The organism is Rhizobium sp. P1_E6, assembly GCF_056405875.1.
Window position 1 is genome coordinate 97,876 of sequence record NZ_JBFUBG010000008.1, and the last position, 16,340, is coordinate 114,215.

Consider the following 16,340-nt stretch of genomic DNA (forward strand, 5'->3'; position numbering starts at 1 on the left):
ATCAGGCGACCTTCGGTGTGAAGAACGGATTACCGACCGTTGCCACGCCTTCGGCAAGCTCAGCACGCGACGGCCAGCCCTTCAGCAATGCGCGCTTGGCGGCAAGATGCGTTGCAGCCTTGTTGTTATGATACACTTCTTCGGCATCGTTTGCCGACGGATTGACCCAGACGGCGGCAATCGCGACCCAGTCATCTTCAGCTTCCGCCGGCAACGAGCCGTCGAGCAGCGCTGTAGTAATACCGGCGGCAACACCGGCCTGCGCCGGACCCCAGGTCATTAGCTCATGCGAGGAACCTGACTCCATCACCGCCTTGGCGATGAACAGCGTCACTGGCTTGGCAGGCAGGTTCGGCTTCAGCACTGCCTGGAACGGCAGGTGACCGGGACCGGGGCTTGCGGCCGCACCGGCGAGTGCACCGGAAATCGGGCCGTTCTTCGGGCCGATATAGAGGTTGATATGGGCAGCGTTCGGGCCGGAACCCTCGAAGCCTTCACCGATATAAAGCATGGAATTCTCCAGTAAAAATGCGAGTCGAACCCATTATGCCTTCGAAAGGGCGCGGGGGCGACGGACCGTGTTGTAGTCGTTGATCATGTCGCGCGGGCGATAGGGCTCTTCAAGGAAAGCACGCTCTTCTGCCGTCAGCTCGATCGCCGCAGCCTCGATGGCGGCAATGACATGCTCGGGGCTCTCCGTGCCGACGATCGGAACCGTGCTGTTGCCGGAGCCGATGACCCAGGCCTGGGCAATCTGGCTCGCCGTCTTGCCGCGCTTGGCAGCGATCTCGTTGACACGCTTGGCAATCTCCTGGTCGATCTCGTCGCCGAACCAGTCGAGATAGAGGTCATGGGCGATACGCGGCGCCGAGCCGCCGCCGGCCAGATAACCACGGGCGAGCGGCGAGAAGGTTGTCACCGCGATGCCAGCGTCCTGGCAGTAAGGCATCATTTCGCGCTCTTCTTCACGATAGAGCAGCGAATACTGGCACTGCATGTTGACGAACCGCGTCCAGCCGTTCTTGTCGGCGACATGGTTCATCTTGGCGAACTGCCAGGAATACATGGTGGAAGCGCCGATGTAGCGCGCCTTGCCCGACTTCACGATGTCATGCAGGGCGCTCATCGTTTCTTCGATCGGGGTTTCCGGATCGAAAGCGTGGATGACGTAAAGGTCGACATAGTCTGTGCCCATCTGCTTCAGCGACTTGTCGATCGAGGCCATCAGATGCTTGCGCGACAGGCCCTTGTCGTTTGGATCATCGCTCATCGGATAGAAGGCCTTGGTGGCAAGCACCAGCTTTTCGCGGTCGGTCAGCGACAGCAGCGTGCGGGCGACGACCTGCTCGTTGACGCCTGTCGAATACCAGTCCGCCATGTCGAAGAAATTGATGCCGACATCGAGCGCCTTCTTGAGGATCGGTACCGACTTTTCTTCGTCCAACACCCAACCCTTCCACTTGGATGAGCCGATACCCATGGTACCGAGGCAAAGCGACGAAACCTTCAGGCCGGTCTGGCCAAAGCGCACATATTCCACAGCAATGTCCTAAAAGTGTTTCTCCCTCCTAAGACTATGCCGTGGCGACACTATTGTGACAAATAGGTTTATTCGATGCGGCTATCTCAAAATGAGATGGCGCCATCAACCGCCCGCAGGGGCCTATGCCGCAGGCTTTTCCCTTGCGGACCTGATGTCCAGCAGCACCGCGACAAGCCCGTAAACCGCGGCAAGTATCCACAGCGTAAGGAACGGTTCCCTGACCGCCTGAAGCGGAGCGCCGAGCTGTGACACCTCGACGATGCCGTTGATGGCGCTGGTGCTTGGCAGCAGAACGGTCAGCGCCCGCAGCGGCTCGGGTATGGCTTCGCTCGGCCACGAAAAACCGGCAAGGAACATGAAAGGCAACCCGAGCGTGGCGCAGACGAGCTGAACGGCGAGCGGCTTGCGGAACAGGGAGGCAATCACCATCCCGAGCGTGGCAACTGCCAGAACGAACGGCAGGCAGAAGATGAAGATCGTCAACAAACCACCCAACCGCGGAATGCCGTAAAGGTAAGGCAGCACGATCAGGTAGAATGGCAACACGATCGCCTCGATAACAAGATAGGCAAGCAGCCTGCCTCCGACCCGGGCAAAGGGGCCAGCCGCCGAGGCAGCGGGATTTCGCGCCGCCGCATCATTGCCGATCGTGCCCAGAAGGCCGACGCCGATCAACAGCGTCTGCTGCAGGATCAGGACGAAGGCTGCGGGCAGGATATAGGTCGCATAGCCGCCTTGCGGATTGAACAATGCGACCGTCGTCAACGGCATCGGATCAGGGGCAGCTGCCGCCAGCACCGGATCGATATTGGCCGCAATCAGCCGCGCCGTCTCGATTTCCGCACCCATGGTTCTGGCAACGGCAACGACCGCGCCGGAAATGCGCTGATAGATCAGGAAATAACTCGCATCCCCGTAAAGCGCGACCGGCGATTGCCGCCCATGCAACAGGTCACGTTCGAAATATTGCGGGATGACCAGAATGCCGTGAAGCTGGCGTCCCTGCACCGCCCGCTCGGCGCTCACCTGATCCGGCAGCGTCGCAGCCACCGCGACATCACTCGACGCATCGATACGGCGCACCAACTCACGGCTGCTCGTCGTATCATCGAGATCGACGACAGCAATCGGCACGTCGCGCAGCGCCTCGTTGGCATAAGGCTGGGGATAATAGAGGGCATAGATAAGCGGCCCGAAGACCAGTACCGCGAGCGCCGGGCGCAGCGTCAGGATGCGGATCAGCTCGATGCGAAAGATCGCGAGGAAGGCCCTCATGGCGTGACCTCCCTCAGCCTCTGCGCTGCCTGTCGCTCCCGGCGAATGCGGAACACTTCCAGCCGCAGCGCCGTCACGATCGCCAGCACCAGGACGAATATACCAAGCACCATCAGTGGCTTCAGGGACAGATCAACCGGCGTGCCGCGGATCGTCTGATCGATCCTCGCCGTCAGATACCAGGTGCCCGGAATGAGCTCACCCCACCAATAGGAAAACCCGTTCATTGCCAGACGCGGAAAGCCGATACCCATATAGCCGAAGGATGGGGCGAAGATCAGCGTGCCAACGCTGATGGCGCTTGCGACCGGCCGCAGGAAAAGCGCCAGCAGCACGCCGATAAACTGGTTCGCGAGGATGAAGAGCAATCCGGCAACGACGAGTATCCAGCGCTCGCCCCTGAGCGGCATATCGAGCACGCCGAAGAGAACGGCGTCCGACAGGCCAAGAACCACAAGGAAGATCAGCGTGTAGGGCAACATCTTGCCGGCCATCGCCGGCCAGAGACCGCCGCCGAGCCGCCGCAGAATGACAAGACGGTGCATGGTTTCAGCATCCATGCCCACCGTGTAGGCCATGGTCGTGACGATCACCACCTGCAGCAAGGCGGGCATCAGCGCTGCCAGCAGGAAATGCGCATAGTTGAGCGTCGGATTGAAGAGTGGATTGACCTGAACGGGGATCGGCGAAAGATCGGCCTGCGCAATATCGACCGGCTGCCCTTGCGCCGTGCGCAGCGACAGGCGGATGCCGGCAGCCACAGTCGGCACGGCAGCACTGACGCCCCTGAGCGTAAGATTACCTGTTGTCAGTGTCTGCGTATTGTAAAAGAACACCACCTCGGGACGCCGGCCGGCGAAGACGTCGCGCTCGAGATTGTGCGGCAGCATCAGTAGCCCGTGAACCCTTCCGGACAGGATCAGCGCGCGGCCTTCTGTGAGATCGCTGACATTGATGGCGACAGCGGTATCCGGCGTCGCATCGACCGCACGGATGATCGTTCGCGAAAGGTCGCTGCCATCGAGATCAAGCACGGCGATCGGCAGCCGTGTTGCAAGTCCCGCGCTGAAGACGATGGCGAGCACGCCCATCAACAGCAGCGGCAGCAGAGTCGTCAGGAAAAGCAGGAAAGGCCGGCGATAGAACCAGTCGAACTCCCGCCGGAACACCAGAAGAAAGCCGGGGCGGAGCCCGCCGGGCGGCTTCATCTCAATGCCCCGCCGGCGGCCAGGAGGCGATGACACTCATGCCCGGCCGCAACCCTTCGACGGGATTGGCGGGCACGGCGCGCACCTCGAAGGTGCGCAGGTCGAAATCGCCGGTAGCGCGCGTCGCACGCCAGGTCGCATATTGGCCCTGCGCGTTAATCATCGTTACCTTGACCGGGATCGACTGACCGCCACCAAGCGCCGGAACAGTGACATTGAAGCCGTCCCCGACCTTGAGTCCCTTCAGCAGGTCCTCACGAAGATTGAAGGTGAACCAGGGGCTCTGCAGGTCGATGATCGAAAACAGCGGCGAACCGGCGCTGAAGTTTTCGCCGAGCTCGGCAACGCGCGTCGTCACCTGACCGGAAATCGGCGCATGGATGGTGAGTTCCGAGACATCGACTTGCCGTTGATTGAGGGAGGCGCGCGCCTGCTCCACCTGGGCGGCGGCAAGCGCTTTTTCTTCCTTGCTGGACCCGGCCGTCGCAAGCCGCGCATTGGCTGCAGCCGATTCCTGTTTGCGGATCGCCGCTTCCAGATTGCGGGCCGTCTGATCGACCTGCGCCTGCGTCGAGGCCCCTGTCGTTATCAACCGCGCCTGACGGGCGGACTCTTCCTGATAGAGCGTGACGTCGGCGCTCGCTGCCGCAAGCTCGGCATTGGCCGCATCGATGGTTTCCGGACGCGTGCTGTTGACCCGGGTCAGATCGGCTTCGGATACGCCGACTGCCGCTTCGGCCAGATGCAATGCCGCCGTCAATTGCGGGCTTTCCAGCTCGGCGATAACAGTGCCCTTCTCGACATTGTCACCGACATCGGCGTTGAGTTTGAGAATACGGCCAGCGACACGCGGGCTGATATCGACGCGATTGGCGGAAACCTCGCCCTGCACTACCAGCGGCGGCGGGCGCGTCGCAAACCAAAGCAGAACACCAAGAACGACGAGGGCCACGATCCCCACGACTGCCCGTACCATTCCTGCTGCCCTCATCGGTGCCCTCTTTCAGATGGAGTAGTCCGGCTGACTGTGTCTCAGGATTATGCCTCTGGCAATATGACAACCGTGCTGCGACGCCTTGCACGCCGTAAAAGTCGTGACCGTGTCCGATGGATTTTCATCGGTTCTGCGTGCCACCTGCGGCGTCATCCTTGCGGAAGTCATCAACCCAAGTTTCAAAGCCATTCGCCCAGCAAACGGACCTGCCGCTTCGTATGGCCGGACCAAAACCTAAGTATAGTTACGCCACAGGGCTCTTCGATTTACCTTCTACTCGTAGCTCGGAGCCGACCTGACCATTCACGGTTCCAAGCTGGTGGCACCGCCCCTTGCCACCTCTAGGGCAGGCGTCCCCCTCCGCCGAAGCCCTGCGGATCCTCCCATCCGCCATAGACCGTCCCGCCGCTCGGGGCGGTCTTTCTTTTTGGCCGGAGGAACTATTCGCCCTTTACTTCCAACACTTTTGTATAGCTTTGCGCGGCTAAACACCGCATTAAGCTACGCGAGAATTAACCGGTTCGAATAGGACCGGGGCCACAGCGAGGGGGCATGGGATCATCTGTATTATTGAAGCTGGTCAACCGGCGAGGAACACCCTCGCATGAAATCACGCTTGGCCTGATCGCCCTGGTTCTCGGCGCCACTGTATTCTACGTCGATGCCTTCACCGAGATCCAAAGCGCCATCGCAGTCCTCTATGTTATCGTGCTGCTGCTAGCTGCCGAAATACTGACGAGGATCGGAACAACGCTGCTTGCGGTCATCTGCACCGCTTTTACACTTTTTGCTTATTTCTACTCGCACGGCCTGGGGGAAGATGTTCCGGCGCAGTTGCGCTTTGCGGTTTCTCTAGCCGCGATCACCATCACCTGCGCCCTTATTCTCCGGAACGAAACCGCGCGCACCGGGCTCATCGAGGCCAACCTGCACCTTCGCGACAGTGAGACCCGCTTCCGCTATATTTTCGAGCACAGCCGCATCGCACTCTGGGAGCGCGATTATTCCGCAGTGCGAGCCTTCCTGATGTCTTTGAAGGCCGAAGGTGTCAGCGACCTCAAAGATTACTACCGAACGAACCCCAGCATCATCGCCACCTGCACGGGCCTCATCCGTACCATCGCCTTCAATGACGCGGCGCTGGAACTGCTCGGCCACGTCGCCGACGGCCTGCAGTCGCGCACGATGCGCCGCTACATCGCCCCTGACGATGATACCTTCCTGGACCTGATGAATGCCATCTTTCGCGGGGAACGTCATTTTGAAGGCAAGGGCAATCTGATTGCTGAAAACGGCGAGATCAGGCTTGTCATCATGAGCATGAGTTTTCCCGAGGACCCTGCCGCCTTCAACCGCGTGGTGGTCGGCATGGTGGATATCACCCAGCGCGAAATGACGCAGAAGGCTTTGCGCGAAGCGCAGGACGAGCTTGCCCGTGCCTCCCGCGCGGCGACCGTCGGCACGCTTTCAGCCTCGCTCGCCCACGAACTCAACCAGCCGCTCGGCGCCATTGTCGTCAATGCTCAGACGCTGCTTCGCTGGCTGAACCGCGAACCGCCGGATCTTGCCGCCGTGCACCGTTCGGCCGAGCGCATCATCCGCGACAGCCAGCGCGCGAGCGAAATCATCCACAACACCCGCTCGATGCTGTCCCATACCGACCGTACGCCCGAATATGTCGATCTTGAAACCCTGATCGAGGAAACGCGCGCCTTGATGGATCACGACTTCCAGCGCGACATGGTGAGCTTCGAGGTTGAACGAGGCGAAAAAGCGCCTTCGGTAAAGGCGATCCGCATCGAACTGCAGCAAGTGCTGATCAACCTCGTTACCAATGCCGTGCAGGCGATGCAGGCGACGGCGATCGACCAGCGTAAGATTCTGATCTCGCTCGAAAGGAAGGATGATATGTTTGTCAGCCTCTCCGTGAGAGATTTCGGCCCTGGTATCAGCGAGGAGGCAATGACGAAGCTTTTCACGCCCTTCTTCACGACCAAGCCCTCCGGAATGGGCATGGGACTCTCCATCTGCCGCAGCACGCTGGAAGCCGGAGGCGGCCAGCTGATTGCCGGCAATCATCCTGAAGGCGGCGCCATCTTCGAAATRATCATACCGATTGAGGACGACCATGACCGACACTAGCGCCGCATCGAAGGCAGCCTCGCAGTCCGTATTGCCAATCGTCTATGTCGTCGATGATGACGAATCCATCCGCGAGTCGCTTGTCGACCTCTTCCGGTCGGTCCAGATGGACGCCGCCTCCTTTGCCACGACCACTGCCTTTCTCGATACCGCCGACCTGCGCCGGCCGGGCTGCATTCTCCTCGACGTGCGCTTGCCGGGCCTCAGCGGACTGGATTTCCAGCTTCATCTCGAACGGATCGGCAGCAGGATGCCGATCGTCTTCATGACCGGCTTCGGCGATATTCCGATGAGCGTGCGCGCCATGAAGGCCGGCGCCGTCGACTTCCTCACAAAACCTTTCCGCGACCAGGACATTCTCGATGCCGTCGGCATCGCGATCGAGAAGGACATGGCGCGGCGCCGGGAAATGGCAGCAAGCGATGCTGTCGCCTCGCTGGTGGATACGCTCACGCCCCGCGAGCGGGAGGTGATGGCCGCTGTCGTCAAGGGACTGATGAACAAGCAGATTGCCTATGACCTCGGCATCAGCGAAATCACCGTGAAGCTGCATCGCGGCAATGTCATGCGCAAGATGCAGGTGCGCTCGGTGGCCGATCTGGTGCGCAAGACCGAAATGCTGGAAGGCAGGTAGTGTAACCTAGACCCTTGTATGGTACCGCGACACGGTCATGAGCCTCATAATATAACCTAACGTAATGCAGGAATAAGCAAGGCTACCAATCTCGTGTCACATACATCCACAATCGCGGTCGTCGATGACGACCAGGCCATCCGGGAGGCTCTTGACGATCTGATCCAGTCGTGCGGCTACCGCAGCAAGCTTTTTGCTTCTGCGGAAGAGTTTCTGGCCTTTAATGACAGGGCGGCGATCGACTGCATGCTCGTCGACGTCAAGATGCCGGGCCTCAGCGGCATCGAACTGCAGGAAATCCTCAACGGCGAGCCCGAAAAACCGCCGATGATCTTCATGACCTCCTATCGCGACGAGCGGACTAGGACGGCCGCCATTGAAGGCGGCGCGCTGGCCTTTCTGGGCAAGYCGGTCGAATTTGATTCCCTCATCAAGTATCTGGAAATGGCTCTGAAGCCGTAAGGCTCCACTGCGGCGAATTCCGAAGTATTGCTTCCGCCATCAGATCAAATTTATACACCTATGTATAATTTTGGACGGAAGCATTAAAGAATAGAATTCCTTCGTTACATCCAGTACACTGGATAGAAAAACGAGGTGACGCCATGATGAAGTTCAAACGTCCGATATTTATCAGCGTGGGGAAGAACATTCTGATGGATGTAATCTTCTCCAACATCGTAACCGGTGCCAATTACAAGTTCCACTGCGCGCTTCTGCGCCTGGAACCGGAAAATCCGATCTACGAATACCAACCGGTCCGCATTGCCGCGCATCGCCGCCCGGATGAAATCAGCCGGACGCATTTCTGATCCTCCCAATACCTGGTACTGACCGGTTTACTCCTCCCGGCCGGTCAGTGAGATAACGCCGCCATCTCTCGGCTTCAGGGAAAAGACGACATGACAGGCATCACGGACCTTTCCGTTCTTCTTTCGACCATGGAGCCGGAATTGGCAGACGGCGAATTTGTCTATTGCACCGTGCCGGCCTTCCAGCCGGAAGACTACCTGCATCTTCGCCCGCTCGGCCTCTTTCACGAAACGGAAGGGCTGACGCTCATCCTGTCGCTGGAGGCGGCCCGCAAGGCCGGCCTGCAGGCTAGCCCGCCCATGCGGCAGATCACGCTGAAGGTGCATTCCTCGCTTGAAGCGGTGGGCCTGACCGCCGCCTTCTCCCGCGCGTTAACGGAAGTCGGCATCAGCGCCAATGTGGTTGCGGCCTATCACCACGACCACATTTTCGTGCCTGCCATTGATGCCGAACGGGCCGTCGAAGCGCTGCGGCAGTTTTCGGCTGCAAGCCAGAACTGAAATCAGGTCGGTGGCGCGTCGAGCGCGTGCAGAATGCCGCGTAGCTCGGCAAGGCCGCGAAGACGGCCGATTGCCGGATAGCCGGGCGTGACATTCTTCTGCAGATCGTCGAGCATGCGGTGGCCGTGATCCGAGCGGAAGACGATCGACTGGTCGGCGCTGCGGCGGCGATCCTCGGCAACGAGCTCCTTCAGCACGGCAACCATGTTCACGTCACCTTCGAGATGTGCGCTTTCATGGAAGGTACGGCCGTCGCCCTCGCGGATCGTAGCGCGAAGATGGGCGAAATAGATGCGCGAGGCAAAACGCCGCGCAATCGCCGGCAGGTCGTTGCCGGCGCGCACGCCGAGGCTGCCGGTGCAATAGCACATGCCGTTGGCGGCCGCCGGCACGGCGTCGAACAGTGCTGCGTAGTCCTCAGCCGTCGAAGCGATACGCGGCAGGCCGAAGAGCGATCGCGGCGGATCGTCCGGATGCAGGGTCAGCTTCACGCCTCGCGCTTCTGCGGCCGGCACGACGGCTTCAAGGAATTCGATGAGGTGCTGGCGAAGCTTCTTCGCGTCGATCCCCTGATAGGCGATAAGCTTTTCGCGAAAAGCCGGAATGGTCAGCGGCTCGGTCGTCGAGCCTGGCAGAGCCGAGGTGATGATGCGGGTAATTTCGGCAATCTCGGCTTCCGTCATGCTCTCGTAGACGGCCCTGGCCCGCGCTTTATCCTCTTCAGAATATTCTTGGGCAGCACCCGGCCGCTCCAGCACGAACAACTCGAAGGCCGCAAATCGCTCATGGTCAAAGCGCATGGCGGTTGCACCGGTCGGCGTTACATAGTCGAGATCGGTGCGCGTCCAGTCCACCACAGGCATGAAGTTGTAGCAGACGATCGGAATACCGCAGGCGGCGACGGCTTCGAGGCTGGCGATCCATGCTTCGATCTCGGCCTTGGCCTGCCCGCCCTTGCGCTTGACGGCATCGGGGATCGGGATGCTCTCGACAACGCTCCAGGTCAGTTTCGAGCGGCCGGCCGGCGTCGTTTCAATCAGCGACTGGCGCTCGCGCACTTCCGCTTCGGTCCAGGCGCGGCCGATCGGCACCTGGTGTAACGACGAAACGATGTTTGTCGCACCCGTCTGGCGCACCTCGTCCAGCGTGACCGGCGCCTCCGGCCCAAACCATCTCCAACCTTGCCGCATTTCCTCTCTCCTTGATATCCTGTGTTCTGTCGTTCCGCCGTCAGCAGAAATAGTCGGGGAACTGCGACCGCAGCTCCGCCACGTCGGGTATAACGGCGCTCAAGTGATGAATCATAGCTTCGCGCGCCGCCGCGACATCGTGCGCGGCGATGGCGTCGCGGATGCCAATATGCTCGTGCACGACATTGTCCATGCGGCCGAGCACCGGCAGCGTCAGTCGCCGCGCCCTGTCGATCTGTACCTTCACGGTCTTTAAAATAGTCCAGATGCCGGGATAGCCGGCAATCTGCGCGATCGCCTCGTGAAAGGCCTCGTCCTCTTCATGGAAGCTCGAAGCATTGCCGAGTGCTGCATGTGTCTTCTGCCGCGCTATGATTGCATCCAGCCGCGCAATGTCGCCACCTGTCGCAATGCTTGCCGCCGTTTCTACCGTCGTTCCCTCAAGCGCCTTGCGCACGACGACCGCTTCCGGAATGGCCGAAACCGGCACGCGCGAAACCACCGTGCCGGACTGCGGATAGATATCGACGAGCCCACCCTCGGAGAGCCGCAACAGCGCTTCGCGCACCGGCGTGCGGCTGACGCCGAAATCCTCGGCGATCCGCTTTTCCTGCAGCGCCGTTCCCGGTGGAATCCTCAGCGAAACGATGTCGGCATGCAGGCGCTCATGGATCGCCGCTGCCGTCGTCACGCGGCGGATCTTTCCGCCGGCGTCGCGTGACGTCGGGAAGGCGAGGATTTCAGGATCGGAAGCCTGCCGCATGCATGATCTCGGGACGTTGACACTCTCGTGCATACTAGTATATCAATTGAATTCTGTTGCCAAGACATGCTGCGGAGGAGAACAGCGGCGTGGCATTGCACCCGGAGGAAAAGCTTCGAGCTGCGGGCATTTGATGCTGCCGGAAAACCGGCGCATCGAGGCATTGAGACGTGCATTGCGATGCAAACGGGCGGCGCTCGGGGTTAAGGCCGACACCGCCGCAAAGGAGGAGGACAGAATGAAGATCACACGCAGAACCTTCGTCGGCGGAGCTGCCGGCGTCGCCGCGGCCGGATTGCTGCCGCTTCGCGCTTTCGCGCAGGCAAAGGCACCGGCAAGCCCTGTTACCATCACCGTCGTCGATGTCGCCGGCAACCTGGCGCTGACGCAGGGTATGTTCCAAAACTACGCCAAGGCTAAGCCGGAATTCGTTTCCAGCTTTTCCTTCACCAAGGCTCCTGCTCCGGAACTGCCTGCCAAGATCCAGGCCCAGCAGGCTGCCGGCAAGGTCGATATCGATCTCGTCCTGACCGGCACGGACGCGCTTTCGGCCGGCGTCGACCAGGGTCTCTGGGTCGACCTAACCAGCCACAAGTCGGCACTGCCCAATCTTGAAAGCATCCTGCAGCCACAGGCATTCAAGATGCAGGCGCTTGCCAAGGACCAGGGCGTCGTCATCACCTATTATCCGTCCGGCCCGCTGATCGAATACATGCCGGACAAGGTGGCAACCCCGCCGAAGACGGCGCAGGAGCTGCTCGACTGGACGAAGCAGAACAAGAACAAGTTCCTCTATGCCCGCCCGGCAAACTCCGGCCCGGGCCGCACGCTGCTGATGGGCCTGCCCTACCTGCTCGGTGACAGCAATCCGCGCGACCCGGTCAACGGCTGGGCCAAGACCTGGGAATATCTGGCCGCTCTCGGCGAAAACATCGAATACTACCCGACCGGCACCGCAGTGGTCTTCAAAGAACTAGGCGAAGGCACGCGCGACATCGTCGCCACGACCACCGGTTGGGACATCAACCCGCGCGCGCTCGGCATCGTTCCCGAGGAAGCCAAGGTCGGCAAGCTCGAAGGCTTCCACTGGGTCACCGACGCCCACTATGCGGCGATCCCGAAGGGTGTTTCCGACGAAAAGATCGGCGTTCTGCTCGACGTCCTGAACTTCATCTATCAGCCGCAGCAGCAGGCGATCGCCTATGACGCCGGCTACTTCTATCCCGGCCCGGCGGTGAAGGATGTCACCCTCGATATGGCGCCGGCAGAAAGCCAGGAAACCATCAAGGAATTCGGCCGGCCGGAATATGCCGACTGGATCGCCGGCAGCCCTCTGGAAGTTCCGCTGGAGCCCAAGCAGCTCGTCCAGGCCTTCCGCATCTGGGACGAAAAGATCGGCGCCAAGAAGGGCTGATCCCTGCTGGTCATAATAATCCGGCGCTGGCTTCACGGCGCCGGAGTTCCAAAGCAATTCCCGCAAAAGTGCACAGCGTTTTTGCGGGAACTGCTTGAAAACAAAGGATAGAGCGTCGCCGTGCTTCAAGAGCGGTGATGCTCTATCGGCCATGATTGCCGATAAATGGAGATTGCATTGACTTTGCCGGTTCAAAACGCTGCAACGCTGTCTTCGCGGAAGAATGCGCGACTTGAGCTTGATGGCATCAGGCGATCCTTCGGCGCCTATAACGCCCTTGATGGCATCGATCTTGCCATTGAGCCCGGCGAATTCATCGCACTTCTCGGCCCCTCTGGCTGTGGCAAGTCCACGGCGCTGAACTGCATTGCCGGTCTGCTTGGCCTTACCGGCGGCGAAATCCGCCTCGGCGGCAATCGCATCGATCAGTTGGAGCCGGAAAAGCGCGGCTTCGGCATGGTTTTCCAAAGCTACGCACTCTTCCCGCACATGAGCGTGCGCAAGAATGTCGGCTTCGGCCTTGCGATGCAGGGCATCCGCGGCGCAGAGGCCGACAAACGCATCATCGATGCCCTGGCCCTCGTGCGCCTCGAAAGTCAGGCCGACAAGCTGCCCGGCCAACTCTCCGGCGGTCAGCAGCAACGCGTCGCCATCGCTCGCGCCATCGTGATCCGCCCGCCGATCGTGCTGATGGACGAGCCGCTCTCCAACCTGGACGCCAAGCTACGCCTGGAAATGCGCGCCGAAATCCGAGGCATCCATGATCAGATCGGCTCCACCACCGTTTACGTGACCCATGACCAGGATGAGGCACTGTCGCTTGCCGACCGTATCGTCGTCATGAGCCAGGGCCATATCCAGCAGATCGGCACGCCTCAGGACCTCTACCAGCGACCGGTCAATCTTAATGTTGCCGATTTCATGGGCTTCCGCACCCGCATCCCCGGCCGCGTCGTGTCCGTCTCCGGCAACGAGGCCGAGATCGAAACCACCGGCGCCCGGCTGACCGGTACCATGCGTGATACGCTTAAAGTAGGCGATGCCGCCGTGCTTTCCGTGCGCCCAGAAGATCTCGTCGCAACCAATGACGGCATCGGCATTCCCGTCACCGTCGCCAGCACCGAATATCGCGGCCGCGCCTTCTTCGGCATGGCTCGCTCGGCCGACGGATCGGACCTCTATTTCCGCGCCGATGACGCATTGCCGCGCGGCGCCGCAGCGACGCTACAGCCGGTCGCGGGTCGCTCGCTCGTCTTCAAGGGGGCAGCCGGATGAGCGGGCCGTCACTGAAAACCAGGCTCGCCGCCCAAGGCCTTGATGGCACGACGCTGCTTGTGCTGCCGGGCCTGCTCTTCATGATCGCGCTCTTCATCTATCCCTTCATCTACGGCGTCGCGGATTCGCTGATGCCGAAGGATGGAGGGTTCTGGTACGAAAATTACGCGAAGTTCTTCTCCGACCAGTTCCAGTACGGCACGATCGCCAACACCATGTGGCTCGCCTTGCCTGTCACCATCGTCAACCTGGCCTTCGCAGTCCCCGTGGCCTTCCGCGTCCGGCTGATGCGCCGGCAGCGGCTGCTGACAACCATTCTCGTGCTACCGATCACGCTCGGCACGGTCTTCGTCGCCGATGGTCTTCTGACTTTTCTCGGGCCGCGCGGCTGGTTCAACGAGACACTCATTCTTTTCGGCGTCCTGGATTCACCGGTCAAGCTGACTAACAACTACTGGGGCGTCTTCGCCTCGTTGCTGATCACGGGCTTTCCCTTCGCCTTCCTGCTGACGCTGTCCTATATCACCGGCATCGATCCAGCGATCGAGCAGGCTGCTGCCACGCTCGGGGCGAATGCACGGCAGCGCTTCATGCGCGTTTTCCTGCCACTGCTTGTGCCCGGTCTTGCCGTGACCTTCTGCCTCTCCTTCGTGCAGGCCTTCGCCGTCTTTCCATCAGCTGTCCTGCTCGGCGCGCCGGCCGGTCCAACGCGAGTCATCTCGATTGCCGCCTATCAGGCCGCCTTCGAACAATATGACCATTCCTACGGCACGGCCATCGCCCTTATCATGGGCGGCGTCGAGCTCTTCGTCGTTGTCGCCATTCTCGGCGCACGTTCGTTCTTCTACCGCGGCCCGGCCGGCGGCACGAAAGGCTGAGCCATGATCCGTGACCAGGGCCTTACTTCAAAGATCTGGCGCATCGCCGTCTGGGCGCTCGCGACCCTCTTCGTCCTCAACCTGCTAGCCGTCATCGCGGCCGTGATCGTCAACTCCTTCGCCACGCGATGGCTCGGCACATGGCTGCCGCGCGGTTGGACGGATCGCTGGTATTTCAGCGCCTGGAGCGAGTTCCAGCTTTCCAGCGTCGTCATCGTCACCTTCGAGATGGCCTTCGTCGTCGTCCTCATCTCGGGCATTCTCGGCGTGATGACAGCCTATGCGCTGGCGCGGCGCGACTTTCCGGGCAAGCGCGCCATCATCCTGCTCTTCCTTCTGCCGCTGCTGATCCCGCCGCTGACCTACGGCATTCCGCTGGCGACCGTGCTCTATCAGCTCGGCCTCGGCGGCACGTTCTGGGGCGTGGTGCTGATCAACCTCGTCCCGTCCTTCCCCTTCGTCGTGCTCGTCATGATCCCTTTCATCGAGCAGATCGATCCGCGCATCGAGGCAGCAGCACGCGTTTTCGGCGCCGGCACGACCAGCCTCTTCATCCGCATTCTGCTGCCGTTGCTTCTGCCTGGAATGCTGGCGGCACTGCTGCTGGTTCTGGTGCGCACGCTTGCCATGTTCGAGCTGACTTTCCTGATCGCGGGGCCGCAGACGCAGACGCTTGTCGTCTCGCTTTATTACGCGGTCTTTGCATCCGGCGTGCGCGCCGGCCAGTCGATCGATGCAATGGCGGTGATCTATATGGTGACGACGCTCTTCTGGCTCATCATCGCGCTGCAGTTCGTCAATCCGACGCAGATCGTCGCGCGCGCCAAGCAGCAATCAGCGCATTGAGCATGCTGCTGCCGGAAACCCGGCAGCAGCTTTCTTTTTCAATCGTCAGTAGACTTCGGGAACGTACATTTCCTGAGGAACCGCGCTGCGCTGATAATCATCGTGGCGCACACGATCGGGAAGCACGATCTCCTGCTTCGGCACCTCCTCGTAAGGAATCTGGCCCAGCAGATGCGCGATGCAGTTCAGGCGCGCCCGCTTCTTGTCCACCGCCTGGACGACCCACCACGGCGCTTCGTCGATATGGGTGCGATCCAGCATCTCTTCCTTGGCCTTGGTATATTCCTCCCAGTGGACGCGGCTCTGCAGGTCCATCGGCGAAAGCTTCCACTGCTTCAGCGGATCGTGGATGCGCATGTTGAAGCGGAATTCCTGCTCCTCGTCGGTGATCGAGAACCAGTACTTGATGAGAATGATCCCCGAACGCACCAGCATGCGCTCGAACTCAGGGACCGAGCGGAAGAACTCTTCCAGCTCGTCCTTGGTGCAGAAGCCCATGACGCGCTCGACGCCGGCGCGGTTGTACCAACTGCGGTCGAAGAGCACCATTTCGCCTGACGATGGCAGGTGTGGAGTGTAGCGCTGGAAATACCACTGGTTCCGCTCGCGCTCGGTCGGCGCCGGCAGTGCGACGACACGGCAGACGCGCGGATTGAGGCGCTGGGTCACGCGCTTGATCGCGCCGCCCTTACCGGCGGAGTCACGGCCTTCGAAAAGCACGACGACCTTGAGCTTCTTGTACTGAACCCAGTCCTGCAGGCGGACTAGTTCATGCTGCAGGCGGAAAAGCTCGCGGAAATAGAGCTTGCGTTCGAGCGTCTGTTCCGCCGGGCCGGACATGCCCTCGGCGACCAGCTCGTCGAGC

Annotated in this window: 17 protein-coding genes; 9 read left to right on the forward strand and 8 right to left on the reverse strand. The window is 60.8% G+C overall.

Annotated elements, in window-relative coordinates; translation table 11 throughout:
- Position 1 precedes the first annotated feature (1 nt).
- The 5 genes from fae to AC1D35_RS07150 form a co-directional block, all read right to left on the reverse strand.
- On the reverse strand, positions 2-511 hold the full coding sequence (fae, locus tag AC1D35_RS07130; protein ID WP_113311211.1) for a formaldehyde-activating enzyme: 510 nt from the start codon (positions 509-511) through the stop codon (positions 2-4).
- 33 nt (positions 512-544) lie between these two features.
- Positions 545-1,540, reverse strand: coding sequence for an aldo/keto reductase (locus AC1D35_RS07135; RefSeq protein WP_113311210.1), 996 nt, complete (start codon positions 1,538-1,540; stop codon positions 545-547).
- Positions 1,541-1,663: 123 nt separating this feature from the next.
- On the reverse strand, positions 1,664-2,818 hold the full coding sequence (locus tag AC1D35_RS07140; protein ID WP_113311209.1) for an ABC transporter permease: 1,155 nt from the start codon (positions 2,816-2,818) through the stop codon (positions 1,664-1,666).
- Complete coding sequence (locus AC1D35_RS07145; protein ID WP_113311208.1) at positions 2,815-4,026, reverse strand: ABC transporter permease; 1,212 nt, start codon at positions 4,024-4,026, stop codon at positions 2,815-2,817. Before AC1D35_RS07145 ends, AC1D35_RS07140 begins: the two co-directional genes overlap by 4 nt.
- A gap of 1 nt (position 4,027) precedes the next feature.
- On the reverse strand, positions 4,028-5,017 hold the full coding sequence (locus tag AC1D35_RS07150; RefSeq protein WP_113311207.1) for an HlyD family secretion protein: 990 nt from the start codon (positions 5,015-5,017) through the stop codon (positions 4,028-4,030).
- 555 nt (positions 5,018-5,572) lie between these two features.
- On the opposite strand from AC1D35_RS07150, the gene AC1D35_RS07155 reads away from it, so the two are divergent.
- The 5 genes from AC1D35_RS07155 (at position 5,573) to AC1D35_RS07175 (ending at position 9,109) form a co-directional block, all read left to right on the forward strand.
- Positions 5,573-7,162: a sensor histidine kinase gene (locus AC1D35_RS07155; RefSeq protein WP_477938382.1), complete on the forward strand. Its 1,590-nt coding sequence runs from the start codon at positions 5,573-5,575 to the stop codon at positions 7,160-7,162.
- Positions 7,149-7,796 carry a response regulator transcription factor gene (locus AC1D35_RS07160; protein WP_113311205.1) on the forward strand — a complete coding sequence of 216 codons (648 nt, stop codon included), beginning with the start codon at positions 7,149-7,151 and terminating at the stop codon, positions 7,794-7,796. The genes AC1D35_RS07155 and AC1D35_RS07160 overlap by 14 nt, the downstream gene beginning before the upstream one ends.
- 93 nt (positions 7,797-7,889) lie before the next feature.
- A complete protein-coding gene (locus tag AC1D35_RS07165) occupies positions 7,890-8,258 on the forward strand; it encodes a response regulator transcription factor (protein ID WP_477938383.1) in 369 nt (122 codons plus the stop codon).
- A gap of 143 nt (positions 8,259-8,401) precedes the next feature.
- Complete coding sequence (locus AC1D35_RS07170; RefSeq protein WP_113311204.1) at positions 8,402-8,608, forward strand: hypothetical protein; 207 nt, start codon at positions 8,402-8,404, stop codon at positions 8,606-8,608.
- A gap of 90 nt (positions 8,609-8,698) precedes the next feature.
- Complete coding sequence (locus AC1D35_RS07175; protein ID WP_113299867.1) at positions 8,699-9,109, forward strand: ACT domain-containing protein; 411 nt, start codon at positions 8,699-8,701, stop codon at positions 9,107-9,109.
- Between the two features lie 2 nt (positions 9,110-9,111).
- Here the strand turns inward: AC1D35_RS07175 and uxuA are convergent, their stop codons facing one another.
- Positions 9,112-10,299: a mannonate dehydratase gene (gene uxuA, locus AC1D35_RS07180; protein WP_113311203.1), complete on the reverse strand. Its 1,188-nt coding sequence runs from the start codon at positions 10,297-10,299 to the stop codon at positions 9,112-9,114.
- Between the two features lie 40 nt (positions 10,300-10,339).
- The gene (locus AC1D35_RS07185) at positions 10,340-11,062 is read right to left on the reverse strand and encodes a GntR family transcriptional regulator (RefSeq protein ID WP_113299869.1); all 723 of its coding nucleotides are present in this window, start codon (positions 11,060-11,062) and stop codon (positions 10,340-10,342) included.
- A gap of 238 nt (positions 11,063-11,300) precedes the next feature.
- Between AC1D35_RS07185 and AC1D35_RS07190 the strand changes: the two genes are divergently transcribed.
- The 4 genes from AC1D35_RS07190 (at position 11,301) to AC1D35_RS07205 (ending at position 15,475) form a co-directional block, all read left to right on the forward strand.
- Complete coding sequence (locus tag AC1D35_RS07190) at positions 11,301-12,476, forward strand: extracellular solute-binding protein (RefSeq protein WP_113311311.1); 1,176 nt, start codon at positions 11,301-11,303, stop codon at positions 12,474-12,476.
- 165 nt (positions 12,477-12,641) lie between these two features.
- Positions 12,642-13,751, forward strand: a complete 1,110-nt coding sequence (locus tag AC1D35_RS07195; RefSeq protein ID WP_113311202.1) for an ABC transporter ATP-binding protein — start codon at positions 12,642-12,644, stop codon at positions 13,749-13,751.
- A complete protein-coding gene (locus AC1D35_RS07200; RefSeq protein ID WP_113299871.1) occupies positions 13,748-14,629 on the forward strand; it encodes an ABC transporter permease subunit in 882 nt (293 codons plus the stop codon). The genes AC1D35_RS07195 and AC1D35_RS07200 overlap by 4 nt, the downstream gene beginning before the upstream one ends.
- A gap of 3 nt (positions 14,630-14,632) precedes the next feature.
- Positions 14,633-15,475: an ABC transporter permease subunit gene (locus AC1D35_RS07205; protein WP_113311201.1), complete on the forward strand. Its 843-nt coding sequence runs from the start codon at positions 14,633-14,635 to the stop codon at positions 15,473-15,475.
- A gap of 45 nt (positions 15,476-15,520) precedes the next feature.
- Here AC1D35_RS07205 and ppk2 read toward each other — a convergent pair.
- A partial coding sequence (gene ppk2, locus AC1D35_RS07210) for a polyphosphate kinase 2 (RefSeq protein WP_477938384.1) occupies positions 15,521-16,340 on the reverse strand: 820 nt, incomplete at its 5' end.

Coding starts and splice junctions, on each gene's coding strand:
- fae (WP_113311211.1), bottom strand. CDS start 511: ATGCTTTATATCGGTGAAGGCTTCGAGGGTTCCGGCCCGAACGCTGCC.
- AC1D35_RS07140 (WP_113311209.1), bottom strand. CDS start 2,818: ATGAGGGCCTTCCTCGCGATCTTTCGCATCGAGCTGATCCGCATCCTG.
- AC1D35_RS07145 (WP_113311208.1), bottom strand. CDS start 4,026: ATGAAGCCGCCCGGCGGGCTCCGCCCCGGCTTTCTTCTGGTGTTCCGG.
- AC1D35_RS07150 (WP_113311207.1), bottom strand. CDS start 5,017: ATGAGGGCAGCAGGAATGGTACGGGCAGTCGTGGGGATCGTGGCCCTC.
- AC1D35_RS07160 (WP_113311205.1), top strand. CDS start 7,149: ATGACCGACACTAGCGCCGCATCGAAGGCAGCCTCGCAGTCCGTATTG.
- AC1D35_RS07170 (WP_113311204.1), top strand. CDS start 8,402: ATGATGAAGTTCAAACGTCCGATATTTATCAGCGTGGGGAAGAACATT.
- AC1D35_RS07175 (WP_113299867.1), top strand. CDS start 8,699: ATGACAGGCATCACGGACCTTTCCGTTCTTCTTTCGACCATGGAGCCG.
- uxuA (WP_113311203.1), bottom strand. CDS start 10,299: ATGCGGCAAGGTTGGAGATGGTTTGGGCCGGAGGCGCCGGTCACGCTG.
- AC1D35_RS07185 (WP_113299869.1), bottom strand. CDS start 11,062: ATGCGGCAGGCTTCCGATCCTGAAATCCTCGCCTTCCCGACGTCACGC.
- AC1D35_RS07190 (WP_113311311.1), top strand. CDS start 11,301: ATGAAGATCACACGCAGAACCTTCGTCGGCGGAGCTGCCGGCGTCGCC.
- AC1D35_RS07195 (WP_113311202.1), top strand. CDS start 12,642: ATGGAGATTGCATTGACTTTGCCGGTTCAAAACGCTGCAACGCTGTCT.
- AC1D35_RS07200 (WP_113299871.1), top strand. CDS start 13,748: ATGAGCGGGCCGTCACTGAAAACCAGGCTCGCCGCCCAAGGCCTTGAT.
- AC1D35_RS07205 (WP_113311201.1), top strand. CDS start 14,633: ATGATCCGTGACCAGGGCCTTACTTCAAAGATCTGGCGCATCGCCGTC.